The organism is Paenibacillus sp. BK720 (assembly GCF_011761545.1).
Lineage (GTDB): Bacteria > Bacillota > Bacilli > Paenibacillales > Paenibacillaceae > Pristimantibacillus.
On the sequence record NZ_JAASRQ010000007.1, the window covers coordinates 295,657 to 311,360 of the forward strand.

At 50.9% G+C, this 15,704-nt stretch carries 11 protein-coding genes and 2 pseudogenes; all 13 read left to right on the plus strand.

The genetic code is table 11. The annotated features are described in order from the left end of the window. The first annotated feature begins 27 nt into the window (after positions 1-27). A complete protein-coding gene (locus tag FHT67_RS25735) occupies positions 28-1,008 on the plus strand; it encodes an ABC transporter substrate-binding protein (protein WP_132309476.1) in 981 nt (326 codons plus the stop codon). Next, positions 1,001-2,659, plus strand: a complete 1,659-nt coding sequence (locus tag FHT67_RS25740; protein WP_167201764.1) for an AraC family transcriptional regulator — start codon at positions 1,001-1,003, stop codon at positions 2,657-2,659. Before FHT67_RS25735 ends, FHT67_RS25740 begins: the two co-directional genes overlap by 8 nt. 89 nt (positions 2,660-2,748) lie before the next feature. Further along, entirely contained in the window at positions 2,749-3,933 is a 1,185-nt protein-coding gene (locus tag FHT67_RS25745; RefSeq protein ID WP_132309480.1) for a DUF4062 domain-containing protein, read from the plus strand. Further along, positions 3,930-4,205: a hypothetical protein gene (locus FHT67_RS25750; protein ID WP_167201765.1), complete on the plus strand. Its 276-nt coding sequence runs from the start codon at positions 3,930-3,932 to the stop codon at positions 4,203-4,205. Before FHT67_RS25745 ends, FHT67_RS25750 begins: the two co-directional genes overlap by 4 nt. Before the next feature lie 86 nt (positions 4,206-4,291). Continuing rightward, positions 4,292-6,220, plus strand: a complete 1,929-nt coding sequence (locus FHT67_RS25755; protein ID WP_207918166.1) for a PAS domain S-box protein — start codon at positions 4,292-4,294, stop codon at positions 6,218-6,220. Between the two features lie 165 nt (positions 6,221-6,385). Beyond that, on the plus strand, positions 6,386-9,190 hold the full coding sequence (locus FHT67_RS25760) for a glycoside hydrolase family 2 TIM barrel-domain containing protein (protein ID WP_167201766.1): 2,805 nt from the start codon (positions 6,386-6,388) through the stop codon (positions 9,188-9,190). Between the two features lie 154 nt (positions 9,191-9,344). Continuing rightward, positions 9,345-9,779, plus strand: coding sequence for a DUF6843 domain-containing protein (locus tag FHT67_RS25765; RefSeq protein ID WP_132309484.1), 435 nt, complete (start codon positions 9,345-9,347; stop codon positions 9,777-9,779). 121 nt (positions 9,780-9,900) lie between these two features. Then, positions 9,901-12,063 carry a PrsW family glutamic-type intramembrane protease gene (locus FHT67_RS25770; protein WP_243867467.1) on the plus strand — a complete coding sequence of 721 codons (2,163 nt, stop codon included), beginning with the start codon at positions 9,901-9,903 and terminating at the stop codon, positions 12,061-12,063. 2 nt (positions 12,064-12,065) lie between these two features. Continuing rightward, positions 12,066-12,395, plus strand: coding sequence for a hypothetical protein (locus tag FHT67_RS25775; protein ID WP_132309486.1), 330 nt, complete (start codon positions 12,066-12,068; stop codon positions 12,393-12,395). A 54-nt stretch (positions 12,396-12,449) separates the two neighbouring features. After that, positions 12,450-13,115 (plus strand): annotated as a pseudogene (locus tag FHT67_RS25780) (phosphotransferase enzyme family protein); the annotation flags it as partial. Positions 13,116-13,355: 240 nt separating this feature from the next. Next, on the plus strand, positions 13,356-13,832 hold the full coding sequence (locus tag FHT67_RS25785; RefSeq protein ID WP_132309490.1) for a GNAT family N-acetyltransferase: 477 nt from the start codon (positions 13,356-13,358) through the stop codon (positions 13,830-13,832). Between the two features lie 17 nt (positions 13,833-13,849). Beyond that, positions 13,850-14,821 (plus strand): phosphotransferase enzyme family protein, encoded by a 972-nt coding sequence (locus tag FHT67_RS25790; protein WP_167201767.1) that lies wholly within the window; start codon positions 13,850-13,852, stop codon positions 14,819-14,821. 149 nt (positions 14,822-14,970) lie between these two features. Next, positions 14,971-15,636 (plus strand): annotated as a pseudogene (locus tag FHT67_RS25795) (amidase family protein); the annotation flags it as partial. Positions 15,637-15,704 lie beyond the last annotated feature (68 nt).

Genomic DNA, 15,704 nt, shown 5'->3' on the forward strand with positions numbered 1-15,704 from the left:
AATTTCATTTATAGGAGTAAGTGAACCATGAAAACAATGACACGCTTTACTCAGCTGGCAATCATCCTCATGCTGATTGCTCTACTGGCCGCATGCGGCGGCAACAATAACGGAAATGCAGAGCCGAATCCGCCTTCGGCCGTCGCATCATCGGCGAATTCTACCGGACAGTCGCCTGCTGACGATAACGCAGTACGCACAATGAAAGATGCTATGGGTCATGACGTGCAAGTGCCCGCTCATCCGAAAAAGGTGCTTGCACCGTTTCTGGAAGACCCGCTTACCGCATTAGGCTTGAAGCCCATAGCACAATGGGGCGCTGCCGGCGTGCCGCAGCAATATTTGCAGGACGAACTTAAAGACGTTCCCGTCTTGAACATGGAAGGAGGGATGAAGCCGGAGGAGGCATTGTCCTACAGCCCTGATCTCATCATCTTCCTGGCCCCGACTTATCTGGCTGACGGCAGCTATGAGCAATTTGCCAAAATCGCTCCTACCTATGTCCTGTCCGATAACGAAGCGGATTGGCGCGGAAATCTGCAGAAGCTGGGAACGCTTCTGAATGAAGAAGACGCCGTGAAGGCGGCGCTTGGCAACTTCGACAAGAAGGTACAGGAAGCGAAGGCAAAGCTAGGCACTATTCCCGCCGAGAAAACAGCCGTTCTGCTGCAAGCGGACGGTGAGAAGGGCTTTAAGCTGTTCGGGCCAAACTTCTACGGCGGCGAGACGCTTTACAAAACGCTTGGTTTCAAGCAGCCTTCCATCGTAACAGGCGATTACGATACGTTCTCGATTGAAAAGCTTGCGGACTTGAAGGACGTTGATTATATTTTCGTCATCTCGGGCCCCGGACGCGGCAAGCCTCCAGTAGATAATTCCTTGTGGAAGTCTTTGCAAGCGGTCCGGAACAATCAGGTATTCGAAGCGGATTCCGGCCATTGGTTTAATGCCAATATCATCGCGAACGGACTCATGATCGACGATGTCTTGAAGGATGTCCATGAATAATGTTCGAATCGGTCCTGGCCAGCAATCTACGATTGCGGCCAGGCTTTGTTATGGGCTGCTTGATGTACAGGTGCTGCGGGATGATCCGCAAGCGCCTGTTTCCGACCGTTCTTTTATCGAAACGAATTCCCAAGTGCTTCTTCTGTCAAATTCAAGCGAAGGGCGACTTATTATTGACGGTCGGCTGCACCTTCTGAAGCCAGGCTGGATGTTCGTCTGCGCGCCTGGTCAATTAATTGAATGGACCAATTATGTCGGTCAGCCCTTGGAGCTGCTAATGCTTGCATTCCATGCTTTTGAACGGCCGTCATCATCCCGGGAGCTTCAGGAGCCCCATGCCTTTAACCGGGAATCCGGCACTAAGGCGCTGTTCCCGTTCCTGAGCGAGCCTATACTTTCTCCGGCGGTAGCGACCGGTCAGCTGTACAACACAATCCGGGATAGCCGGAAACAGGGTACGGCGTCAGCCTGGCTGCGCATAGAGGCGGGACTGCTCGAGCTGCTCAGTCTCGTGTTGTCCCATCGGGAGCGGCAGACGGAAATGGCGCTAGAGATGGCGCGGCTGGAGCTTGAACGTCATTATACGAGTGAAATGGCCATTGATTCGCTTGCGCGCATTGCCGGACACAGTCGTTTTCATTTCATGAGGCTGTTTAAGGAGCGCTACGGCAAAGGAGTAGCCGAGTACAGAACGGAGCTTCGAATTCGGGAAGCCAAGCGCCTCATGAACGAACAGAATTTGACGCTTGCCGAAATCGTCGAGCGGATCGGCTACAAGAACGAAAGTTATTTCAGCAGCTTGTTCAAGAAGCATACGGGGTTCGCGCCGGCTGTCTACCAACGCAACAGGCAGCAGCGGATCGCGGCGTATAGCTGGATTAATCTGGGGCAGCTATTGGCGCTGCAGCTGATTCCGATTGCAGCGCCGCTTGATCACTATTGGACTGACCGGTACAGGAACAGATACGATTTCGAAGTGATTGCACCGCTGAGCCATCATTATGAATTTAATCTCCATGCCCTTCGCCAAGCCAATCCCGACCGCATCGTGGCAATTGAGGAGTTTATTCCTCCGGAAGAACAAGACAAGCTGAGAGAGCTGGCTCCGGTTTTGTTTCTAAGCTGGAGAGAGGATTGGCGCACCCATTTAAGGAAGTTAGCCCGGTTCATGGAACGCGAGGATGAGGCCGAGATCTGGCTGAGAAGGTATGAACGGGATGTTAGCGCCGTCAAAAGCAAAATAGCTCCGCTCCTTGGCGGTAAGACGGTTCTTGTGCTTGCCATAAGCAACAGCCAAGTATCGGTATGGGGGCATTTGGCCGGTACGGTGCTCTACGACGATCTGGAGATTGGCATGCCGGAGGCCGTGCGGGATATGAAATGGCTGGAACAGGTAACGGCTGCCGAGCTATCGGAGTACCGGGCAGACCGTATACTCGTGCATGTCGGGCGGACCAAAGCGGCGGAGGAGAGATGGGCAATGCTTTCCGGAAGCCAGGAATGGCAATCGCTTCCGGCTGTGCAAGCCGAAGCTATTCACGTCGTTTTCGGTTACGGATGCTTTGAGGGACCCTGGAATGAGCATGCAGCCGAACCTATCGGACGATTGCTGAACGATATCCCGGAGTTGTTTGGCCTTGCAAAAGATTAGGAACAGGTACGTGGACTCTATTAGATAACCATAGCCCGTATGGTATAATAGGGAGATCATTCCTATCTTAACGAGGAGCCTATGATCCGATGCCTACTCTTACAAAGCTATTTATCAGCTCCGTTGCTCAGGATGCGCTGACACCGCTAAGAAACCGGACATTTGAAGAGTTTACCGCGCTGGGCCATCAGCCGGAGATGTACGAACGAACTTTCGGACCCTGGCCGATGGATGTAAGCGGGGTGGAGCACTGCTTGAACAAGGTCAGGGAATGCGATATTTTTTGCCTGTTCCTCTACAATAAAGGCGGCAGCATGACCGACACCGGCTACTCCGTCACCCATCGGGAATTTTTGACGGCTCTTAATGCAGGAAAAACGTTGTTTCTCTACGCAGAGCCTACCATTACGAAGAGATATTTCACGTCCATTCGCCGATTGATGTACAACTACATCGAGCGTTACAAGCAGAGTCACCGCAGGGAGCCATCCAACCGCGAGCTTACGGATTATCTCGAGCTGACCGCGGAGGCGCAGCCCTCCGAAATTCCGAGCAAATACGAAATCGACCCGTATATTTGGGTTATGCTCTATGACATTATCGACAGGCATGGCAAGTATCTGCTGGACATGCCGATTGGAGTAGGGATTGACTGGAAGCCCGTGCTTAGCGATATTCTGAGAGAAGGGGCTTCATACTTTCCCAAAAAAGCGGAGTACATGGAAAGTATCGATACCCTTGCGGCGTTAGTGGAATTCTCGGAATTTGTTCAGAAGATGGTTAAGGACCATCTGAAGATCCGGGAGCTGTCACAGCTAAGGTTGTTATTGGCGCGTCTTCAAGGCATTATCAAGGGAGCGGAGATCAAGCAGCTGCGCATTCATGACCTTACGCTTGGCAGGCTTAGGAGCTGTGCGGCGATTTGTCTGTTTCAGCATAACAATGACGTATTGTCCTGCATCGAAGCGGCAGGGGACACGGCCGGGGGTTATTCGTTTCATGTCAATGACCCTAACTCATACGTATCTTTTACGTACAATACCAGGGATGAAGGAGAGCCCGTACTGTTCTACACGGAGGCCAAGCGTATGTTTTACCTGCTTTATAAGCTGGGAGAGTACGTGATCTCTTATCATTTTCCCGAAGAAACGAAATGGAACCAAAATATGTACGTGGACTACACGGACGATATAAAAAATGGTATACTGATGGCACATTCCAACGTGATGATTTTTGATTTCATCCATTCGGCATTAAGGGGGTTGCAAAAATGAGCTTGAACAAAATTAAGATGCGGCGGCTTCAGAACACATACCATTCCAAATACGCAATCCATCCTGATTTTGCCCCTGCAACCAAGGTCGTTATTGTGAACAAGGGAATTACGATTGGTCTAACGGGAAGCAAATTGCCCGAGCTGCCCAAGGATTCCGTTTTGTTTGTCGATACGAACCGCACAGACACCTATACATCCCGCAACAAGCTGCAGCGGATGAAAGAACTTAACCAGTCCTTAAAGAGCTCAATCCTCGTATCGGAGGCTTAATCGAACATTTAACCAGGGACCCGCAGCTTGCGGGTCCTTTGCGTAAATATCGGGTCATATCATTCTGAACTCGGAGGCGGCTAATCGTGGAAGAAGTAACCTTTAACCAACAGAACATGTTTGCGCATGTTTTTAATTATGCTCCAATCGGCATCGCATTGATCTCACTGGATCGCAGATGGATTGACGTCAATCCGGCTGCTTGCCAGATTCTCGGATATAAAAGGGCGGAGCTGATGACGCTTGACCCCGCCGAACTCATTTTCTCCTCCGGCACAGAGAATCTGTGCCAAAAGTTTAAGGATCTTCTTGAAGGGAAAATCTCGACCTTAAATCTGGAAAAGAAATACCTGTTGAATAACGAAGCTATCGTATGGGTGTCCTTGCATATCTCGCTTGTCAGGAATGGTTCGGACGGAGCGCCCTGGTATTATATCGCCCAGATCGTTGATATTACCGCAACCAAGCTGACCGAGCAAAAGCTGCAGGAATCGGTAGAGAGATATACGTCGCTTAAGAAATACAATCACGACACCATTATCTCCTTCGATCTGCAAGGCAAGATTATCGGCGGCAACATGATGGCGGAGAAAATGACCGGCCGGAAGGTTTCGGATTTGATCGGCACAAGTATTGCCAGCGTGATCGGAGAGGACAAGCTGGCTCGCATTCTGGCCGACAATGAACCGTATACCGAGATTGAAGGCTCCATTAACCATGTCCTGCATGTCGACGGGTCTTACGTGGAGGTATTGGTTACGATTGCGCCTATAATCGTAAATAACCGAAGTATCGGCTTCTATTTGCTGATTAAAGACATTACGGAACAGAAAAAGCTGCTGATCGAGAAAGAAACGGCCGTACGGACCAACGAGGTGAAAAGCGAATTTATGGCGATGATGAGCCATGAAATCCGCACTCCGATGAACGGGGTAATCGGTATGACCGATCTGCTTCTCGATACGCCGCTGGACGAGGAGCAGAGGGAGTACGTATCCATTATTCGCAAGAGCGGGGACACGCTGCTTGGCATCATTAACGATATTCTCGATTTTTCTAAAGTGGAATCGGGCAATACGGAATTGACGGAGGAGCCGTTTAATTTAAACGAGGCTATTGCGGAGACCTTTGATACCTTAATGCCCAAGGCGATGGAGAAAAACCTGGAGTTCAAAGTAAGCATCAGCCCTGGAATTCCGCATAACGTGATTGGCGATTCGCTTAAGATCCGTCAGATTATGCTGAACCTGATCGGCAACGCCATCAAGTTTACGCCTAAGGGATCGATCGGCGTTTCCGTGGACAAAGCCGAGGTCGAAGGCAAGAGCGTAAGACTTCATTTTGCCGTAAAGGACACGGGGATCGGGGTTCCGGAGGACAAGGTGCCTTATCTGTTTGAACCTTTTTATCAAGCGGATCATTTTATGGTAAGGCAGGCGGGTGGCACCGGGCTCGGGCTGGCGATTACGCGAAAGCTCGTACAGCTGATGGACGGCCAGATATATTGCGAGCCTAACCCTGGCGGCGGAACGATATTCCGCTTCCATATTCTGATTAAAGCCGAGTCGCTGCCGTCTATTGCCGTGCATGATTGCATTATGGAAAAAGCACCGCAGCCGGAGGACGAGCTTTCCATCCTGATTGCGGAAGACAATGAAGTGAACCGGCTTGTGCTGATCCGCATGGTAGAGAAGCTGGGCTATCGTCCCAAGGCGGTGTCGAACGGTGCCGAAGTCGTGGATGAGGTACTCAAGAAGAAATATGATATCGTATTTATGGATATACAGATGCCGGTGATGAACGGAATCGAAGCCTCGAGAATATTGCGTCAGAAGCTTAAACCGGGTGACCTTCCTTACATCGTTGCCGTCACGGCAAACGCGCTGATTGGGGACCGGGAGCGGTACATGACCGCGGGGATGAACGAATATATCAGCAAGCCTCTGCACAGCTCGTCTGTTCTTACCGTGATCCAGAAATGCCTGGAGGGGAAACGAAGGAAAGTAACGAGTTAACTGCACAGCTAAGAAAAACCGCGCGGGAGCGCGGTTTTTTTGCTGCTATTTAGGGTGGCGGTGTAAATTTGCTATGAAAACGTTACTAATTGTTGCGGTATTTTGGTCATCGCGATTGTGCTATAGTTGTCGCAATCAAACCGTTTGTATGGAGGATGTGTAACAATGATCGCAAGAATCAACCTGCAAGGCATGTGGGAGCTACAACTGGACGAAGAAAAAGTTGGCTTGCGGAAGCCATTGAACGATACCATTGCTTTACCCGGTACAACTTCGCATGCAAGAAAGGGAAAGCGCAATCAAAGCGTCAATGTGGATTGCCTCACCGACGAGTATGCCTTTGAGGGCTGGGCTTGGTACTCCCGCAAATTCTTTATTCCGGCAGGGCTGGCTCATGCCGGCGTTAAGCTGTACCTTGAGCGGACTCGAGTAACGACGGTCTGGATCGACGGGGAAGAGCTGGGAACGCAGAACAGCTTATGCGCGCCGCATCTGTATGAATTAAAGAAGCCGCTTGCGGAGGGCAGCCATACGATTATCGTCCGGGTGGATAATACAAGCTATCCAACAAAGGGCGGGCATATGACGTCCAGGGACACGCAGACCAACTGGAACGGGATAACGGGACGAATGGAGCTGCAGTTTTACGGTGCGGCATTCCTAGAGGAGGTCCGGACATACCCGAATGTCGAGGATCGGTCGGTAACCGTTAAGGGAAGGCTGGTTGGCGCATCGGCAGGAACCGTCAGCGTCTCGGCGGTAAGCGCAAACGGTGTTATCCGTCATGAAGCGGAAGCCAAAACATACGGAATTTCCGGCGGGGAATTCGAGTTTCGTTATCCGCTTGGGGAAGACGCTCTCTTCTGGAGCGAATGGTCCCCGAATTTGTATCACCTGAAGCTAGAATTTTCGCAAAATGACGGTATGACAGACCTCTATGAGTCGATTTTTGGTTTACGGGCATTCCGAGCAGAAGGAAGCTCGTTTACGATTAACGGTGCGAAAACCTTTTTGCGGGGCAAGCATGACGGCTTGATTTTTCCTCTGACCGGCTTTGCTCCAACGGAAGTGGAAGAATGGCTGAAGGTGCTTGAGACGGCCAAGTCCTATGGGATTAACCATTATCGGTTCCATACCGCGTGTCCGCCTGACGCTGCCTTCGAAGCCGCCGATATGCTGGGTATCTACATGGAACCGGAGCTGCCGTTCTGGGGAACCGTAACGGACGAAACGTACGATAATCACAATGCGGAGGAACAGCTCTATCTGATCGAAGAAGGCTACCGGATGCTGAAGGCGTTCGGCAATCACCCTTCCTTTGTGATGATGTCGCTTGGCAATGAACTGTGGGGGAGCAAGGAACGCATTGACGAAATCTTGAAAAATTACAAGGCATTCGACAGCCGTCCGTTATATACGCAAGGCTCGAATAATTTTCAGTTTGTTCCCGTCATCCTGGAGCATGAGGATTTCTATTGCGGCGTCCGCTTCTCGCGCGACCGTCTAATCCGGGGTTCGTACGCGATGTGCGATGCTCCGCAAGGGCATGTGCAGCTTGGACCGCAAGGCACGTTGACCGACTATGATGAAGCGATTTGGCCGCAAGAAGACAAGGGGACTATGGAGAAAGCCTCCGGGCACGATGGGACCATTCAGATTCAATACGGAACGGAAGCGAAAACCGTTAAAGCGGATGCAGTCGAAGGCGAATGGGTACCGCATATTCCGGTCGTCTCCCATGAAATCGGGCAGTACCAGACGTATCCCGACTTTAACGAGATTGCCAAATATACAGGTCCTTTAAAGGCTCGTAACTTTGAAGTCTTCAAGCAGCGGCTTGAAGAGAAGGGATTGGACCATCTCGCGGAAAAATACCATGCTGCCTCCGGCCGGCTTGCGGTCGACAGCTACAAGGAAGAGCTGGAAGCCGCATTCCGGACCAGGCAACTGGCAGGCTTCCAGCTGCTGGACCTTCAGGATTTCAGCGGGCAAGGGACCGCGCTTGTTGGCGTGCTGGATGCGTTTATGGAATCCAAAGGTCTCGTATCTCCCGAGGAATGGCGGACCTTCTGTTCGGATGCCGTGCTTCTGGCACGGTTCGCGAAGTACAATTACAAAGCGAAGGAATCCTTTGAAGCTTCGATTCAGCTTCGTTACCTGAGACCGGAACCGCTTGCCGGTTTCAAGCTGGAATGGAAACTGGCAGCTCGGGAAGTTCAATTGGCCAGCGGGGAAGCAATCGCTACGGCGAATGCTTCAGGGGACTATGTGGATATTGGCCAGATTTCCTTCAGCATGCCGGAAGTACAGACGATGACGAAGGTGTCTCTCCAGCTGCGTATCGCCGGTACCGATATCCGGAAGTCCTATGATCTCTGGATTTACCCGGACGGAATGGAAGCTGACAAGAGCGGATTGAACCTGTTCAACGGGCTGACAGACGAAGCTGCCGCGCTGCTTGAGAAGGGGGAACGCGTTGTCATTATGCCAAATCCGAAGCAGCTGGAAAATGCCATTGACGGAACCTATTGCGTGGACTTCTGGTGTTACCCGATGTTCCGGTCGATCTCGGAGAGCATGAACAAGCCGGTGCCGGTTGGTACGATGGGACTGCTGATCGAGAAGGAGCATCCCTTGTTTAAGCTGTTTCCAACTGAAATGCATTCCACGGAGCCGTGGCGCCAGATTGCGGAAAGCTCCCGCTCCATTATTTTGGATGGAACGGACCGGGCTCTGCAGCCCATCGTGCAAACCATCGATAACTTCGAGCGCAACCATAAGCTTGGAATGGTGTTCGAATGCAAGGTCGGAGCGGGAAGCCTGTTAGTCTGCGCCGTGGATGCCGGGCAAGCGGGACAAACGCTGGAGGGACGACAGTTCCTGCACAGCTTGTACCAGTATGCTGGTTCCGATGACTTTAAGCCGCAAGCAAGCCTCGAGTTGTCCAAACTGCGTGAGCTGTTGCGTTAAAAGAATATCAAATGGAAATACGCCTGTTATCGTTTATGCCGAGGCAGGCGTATTTGTGCTGTCGAGAAAGGGTTCTATGAAAGTTAGAACTTATGGCGGAATGACGGAAGGATTATCATTTTGTTCAGATGCTGGAGAAAGGGATGAGCAGACGATGAGCAGAAATGTGATCACAGCCTTGTTTGGGCTTGTTGCCTTGTTATGGACGATAGGTTTCATTGCGATCCACCCTTATTCGCCTACTTCAACCAACGATATCTACTTGATTCCTGAAGGGTATGAGGGCGATGTAAGAGTGAATTACAATGTGCAAGGCGCACCGGCACTTCTAAAAGAGGGGAAATATGACGTTATCCCGGTTGGGGAAGACGGAATCTATAACACCTCCAAGCCCGAAATGGAATATGGGATAGTAACGGATCTCTATTTCTATGTGAACGCAGCAGGAGAACGTACTCCTATTGATAAGCGATGCGTGTGCGTCAAAGGCAATGGGTCCTCCGGAATCGGTTCAACGATTATTAGACATACGGATCTAACCGTTACCCGTACGAAATGCGGAGAGGATTTCATGGCGCGGGGGGAGTAATCCCGGCCCTGTTGCCTTGAAATTGGGAACAAAGTCCAGTTTTAGTTAATTTCCTCTTATTTATGATTCGTGGACCAGATTATCGAGTATGATTTGGAAAGGGAATCATCCTCCTGCTTTCATGGGGAAGACGGGTAAGGGAGGGATGGATACGGAAACGATGTGGCGGATCCGTAGCGGGATTAGAGATTACGCGGAAGCGGTGTACCGATTCGTCCGGGAAATACCTAAACGATATCCTTTGCTGACAACGTTCTATGCGGTCTGGTGCTGGATATCGCTGCTTCTGTTTATCGCGGGTTTATTCCTGTATCGCGATTCGCGTACGATGCTGGTTCAGTATTTATGGTCATTTTACGTGATGCTGCAGTCCTGGCTGCTATGCCGCAGCAAAACCTTTACCTGGAGGAAGACGGCCCTGTTTATGCTGCTGGGAATCTTGCTCGTAATCCCGGTTACGGCCTGGACATTGATGGGCGTACACGGGCTCGTCGGAGGCCGGACATCGGACACATGGTCTCAAGCGGTTATTACTCCCATTGCGGAGGAGATATGGAAGCTGCTTCCGCTCGGCTTGTATTTATTGTTCTCGCGGCGGGCGTCTGCCATGAGTCTAAGCGATTACGCGCTGGCTGGAGCGGCATCCGGAATAGGCTTTCAGCTGATGGAGGAGTTAAGCCGAAGATGGCTGAATTCCGGGATTATCGGACGGACCTACGGCTACAGCACAACGATGCTGGGCGGGGAGACCATCCACTGGGATTTCTGGACGTTGTTCCCCGGCCGGTTCGAGGAAAGCATTTTCCCGACCATCATGACCGTTAGTCATCCCGTACATACGGCAATGGTTGCATTAGGATTGGGACTTGCGGTACGATACCGCAAACGGCTGAGCAATTGGGTGTTTACTCTGCCTGCGCTGCTGCTAGCCTGGTCCATTCTTGATCATGCCGCCTATAACGGGCAAAACTCATTGCCGGAGTGGTTCATGACGATAAGCGATTGGACCGGGAGCGGCTATCATACGAAAGATACTTTTCTGCTGATGCTGCTATTGGGCCTTGTTCTGGATTACTTCGCGCTGAACCGCGTAAGAAGCCAGCTCCCAATGACGGCAGCGGAACGATTCCTTGATCCTCTTAGCGAAATCGTGCTTATGTGGAGAGCTTTTATCCTGAGGAGGGAAAGCTTCTCCAGCGTTATGGCTTTGGCTCGGGAACGGCGGGAGCTGGGCTTTTCCTTGCTGTATGGAAATCCCGAAGCGGTATCCGTTCAAGAAGAGCTGCGCGCAAGGATGCAGCACCATTACCGGGTGGCGGCGGGACTCGCCTTGCTGCTGATAGGCGTGGTCATTCTCGCAGGCTTTGCCGCTTATTGGCAAGGACAGGTTCAGCTTCATGCATCCGCCTGCTTCTCCTGTATGTTCGACTCGCTGCAGAATTGGTGGGATCGTCTCAGCTTTAGGGAAAAAGGAGCGATTCTGTTAGGAGCTTTTTCTCTCGCGCTGCTGTTTGTTGGCTTCTGGCCGGCGCTAGGCTTTGCCTTTACTGCGATTAGCATTCCTGCCAGCGGTCACGAAATCGCGAAGGATATTCGAGATCCGAAGCGGCTGCTTACTCCCGAGAATGCCGCAGCCGCTCTGCTTGCGCTGGCTCTCAGCCGCGTGCCGTTTGGGCGATTGGTCAAGAAAGGCGGCGAGCGGCTTCGGAAATGGCTGGAGAAGCTGTTAAAGCGTAAGAGTAGGCCTGAGCCGGATATTCCTCATAAGCCGGTTGACGGGCGGGAAGAGAAAGGCGAACCCGGCAAACCGGAGGAGAAGGAGCCTTCCAAGAATCCGGAAGATGAAGATTACGTGCACTGGAGCAAAGCCAAATACAAAGGCGTGGAGTTATACGACAGCCGCAACGGAGCATTGGGCGAATTCGACGGCATCGACGTTGAGAACGGTATTTTCTACGAAGCCAAATCCGCCGAAGGCTTGAACCGCATTCATCCCAAAACCGGCAAGCCTCAGCAGACGCCTCAGCAGTTCACGGATAAACAGCTTTACCAGAAAACAAAAACCCGAATTAATAATTTGATGGAAAAAGCGGTAGGCACGCGTACGACGCCTGACGGAACATCCGAGATCCCGAGCTTGGAAGATATTAAAAGCATTCGGCGCTTCCAGTTCCAGCTTGACGGAGACTCGCCGGAGCTGCGCGCCGCCGCGGAGAACAGCTTGAACCGGTTGCGTCAGGAATTCCCGGACTACACATTCTCAATCAGATTTGGAGTGAAATAGACATGTCGATCAGCGCATTTATACTCGATCCCGAAGACGAATTCGAACGCGCATTTATGCTGCCGGTTGCGACGGAAGCATTTTATAAGCAGTACTGGGAGCCGGCGACGGAGGAGCTGGGGCTCCAATGGACGGCCTTATTCCAGGGCGGAACGGATGTCGAGCATGAAGATGTTCCCGCCATCTTGGAGGAGCTCGACAAGCTGAAGGAATGGGTAATCGCCAAAATGGACGGAGAAGCACGGGAGCATATGCTGCGCAGGCTGAAGCTGCTGGAAACGGGATTGCCGAGTGCTTTCCGGCGTGGAGACACGGTTGTGCATATCGGTTAAGACGAGGGGAGAAAGCATGGACCCGAGGATAAAAGCTATTCGTTTACTTATGCGCCAGGCCGTAAGATCGGATACCCTGAATGTTTGGGCAATCCTTATCTGTATGAGCAATGCGGGCGTTTTACGAGCCGTCTTCATGATCTGTCGAGATCGTTCAAGCCAACCGAGGCAGGCAGAAGACATACATGGGAGCGGAATGAATATTTGCTGCGGGCCGAGCGCTATTTGCCGCAAGGCCATCAGCCGATTCTTCTGGCACTTAATGAACTCAAATCAGAGCTTGCCGGATTGCCCGTAACTCCGGAGCATTTCGGACTTATCCACGGAGACATCAATGTTGGCAATTTTACGCTAGACGAGTCAGGTGAAATGACGCTGTTTGACTTCGATGAATGCCAGTATAGCTGGTATACAGAGGATATTGCTATCCAGCTTTATTACTTACTCTATGTCTTTGGAGAAGATTCAAGGGCGGAAAGAAAGACGCAATACGAGCTGTTTATGAAGCATTTTGAACGGGGTTATACGGATGGCGGCCGCCAACTGCCACGCCATTTGAAGGATCAGCTCGGGATTTTCTTAAGACTTCGGGACATTATCGTCCTTGTAGGCATGCATAGAAGCTGGGATCTAAGTCAACCCGACGATTGGACACGGGATTTTCTGCAGGATAGCTGGGCGCGGATTACGAACGGGAAATCATTGATTGACGGGTTTTGAGAAGGCGAGTACAACCCGCCAACGGGTAGTTGGACCTTGATGCTGTAAGAGCTATTAGAAGGACAAGAAAGACAGTCGGCAGATGCTGACTGTCTCTTTTTTATGGTTTATAGAGTCACCCAAAAAATGCCATGGATACATAATACAATACATCATTTTTCAACATAAGTCTATTCCTTTTTTGGAATTAATTGTATGGTAGGAAAGCGGCCGCAATAACCGAAAAGGAGGAAGGCTGATATGATTACGCTTCGAAAAATTACGTTGGATAACCGTCGCGACATCTTTAATTTGGAGGTGTCCGAAGATCAGAAACGTTACGTGGCATCAAATCTCTCAAGCGTAGCTTCGTGCTATGTTCTGGCGACCAATGGGGGAGCTCCGTTTCCGTTTGCTATTTATGCCGATGAGCAGCCTGTCGGATTTGTCATGATTACGTATAAAATAACCAGCTACGATCTTCCATCGTTTGCTGAAGACGGCTATTGCATCTTGCGTCTGATGATCGATGCGAAGCATCAAAACAAGGGCTATGGACGGGAAGCCATGGCGAAAATATTGGCGTTTATCCGTACCTGTCCGGCAGGCCCCGCTCGATATTGCTGGATTCCGTATAAGAAGGAAAATACGCCAGCCAGGAAGCTGTATGAAAGCTTTGGCTTTCGCGACAGCCAAGAAGTCCTCCATGGGGAGGATATTACCGTTTTGCAGCTCTAAATGAGGAGGAGTCTATCATGGACCACAAGATGTTCATGGAAGTGGCTTTACGATGCTATTCTTTTGCGGACCCCGTATTTGAATTCATCCGTCATAACGAGAATATGACTTACAAAATAACGGATAAGCAATCCTGTTATTTGCTGCGAATTCATAAGCCGATTGCAAGCAATATGGAAGGTATTCAAACCACACCGGGAGCAATCCGCTCTGAACTAGCTTTTTTGCTCGCTTGGTCGGCTCATGCTGATATGCCTGTACAGACTCCGGTTGCCAATCGGAAAAGCGAGTTGGTCACGATGATTCGAATCGGCCAAGAAGAGGTCCCCTGTACGGTCTTGCAATGGATTGATGGCGATGTTTTGTCTAAGCAAGAGATGGATAGCGAGGAGGCAGCCCATATCCTGGGCACTCGTATCGCGAAGCTTCATCACTTCTCGCGAAACTACGAGACGGGACACGCCCGCATCCGTCCGGAATATGGAATGGAATGGATTCATTCCATGATCATTAAATTGCGGAGAGGAGTAGAGTATGGCATCCTCGCTAGCAAAGATTTTCAAATTCTCGAGAAAACGATGCGGATGATGCTGGAGTGGATGACTTTATGGGAAGCAACTCCTGAAACCTGGGGCTTCATTCATGGGGATATGAACTACAGCAACTTGATACGTTCTCCCAAAGGAATATCAATCATTGATTTTGGCATGTCGGGCTACGGGTATTATGCGATGGATGTTGCGATGAGCGCTTTGCTAGTCGATTGCAAACATCGGGATGCTCTGCTCGCCGGCTATAGCAGCTGCATGGCTAGAAGAATGGAATTAGCTCAGCTTGAAGCGTTTATGTTTCTCGCGATCGTTGGCTATTACACCTTCGTATTGAGCCAGCCAGATAAGTTAAGTTGGATTGAAGAGCATATTTCCGGTCTGATTGACCATATTTGTCTTCCGTTGCTCAACAGCAAAAGAGTGTTCTACACGATTTAAATGAAGATTACTGCTGCGCAAAGCTGTCGAAGCCCAATTCGACAGCTTAAATTATTGAGGGATAACAACTATAGATGATTTTTACCAACCAGCATTTGGCTATAAATGGTAGACTATTATGGAGAATGCAAACCTAGGAGCGGATCTATATGAATAAAATCATTGACGAAAAATTATACGAAGCTGATATTTTATCGCTGCAAGCGGCGATGGATACGGGCGAGCTGACGTCCGAGGCTTGCGTTCGCTGGTATTTGGAGCGGATTGAACGGATAAATCCGACATTAAGAGCCGTACTTGAAGTGAATCCCGACGCCATATCCATTGCGCGGGAACTGGATAAGGAGCGGGTGGAGCTTGGTGCGCGAGGACCTCTACACGGCATTCCGATTCTGCTTAAAGATAATATCGATACGGGAGATCGAATGCATACGAGCGCGGGATCCATAGCTCTCGAGGAGCATTTCGCCCCTGCGGATTCGGCAGTGGCCGCCCAGCTTCGGGCAGCGGGAGCCGTCATTCTCGGGAAAGCCAATATGACGGAATGGGCGAACTTTATGTCCGGCTCGATGTGGGCGGGATACAGCTCCAGAGGCGGACTCACTTTGAACCCTTATGGACCCGGCGAGCTGTTCGTGGGAGGTTCAAGCTCCGGGTCCGGTTCCGCGGTAGCTGCTAATTTGTGTGCGGCCGCAATCGGAACGGAAACATCGGGCTCCATTATCAGTCCGTCCTCGCAAAATGGCATTGTGGGCATGAAGCCAACCGTAGGTCTTGTCAGCCGAAGAGGGATCATCCCCATCACTCACAGCGAGCCGGTGCTTTTCAAGTTAGCCTATGCTTACGAACAGGCAAGCAAGTGCCGCCTCGCACCCGTCGATCC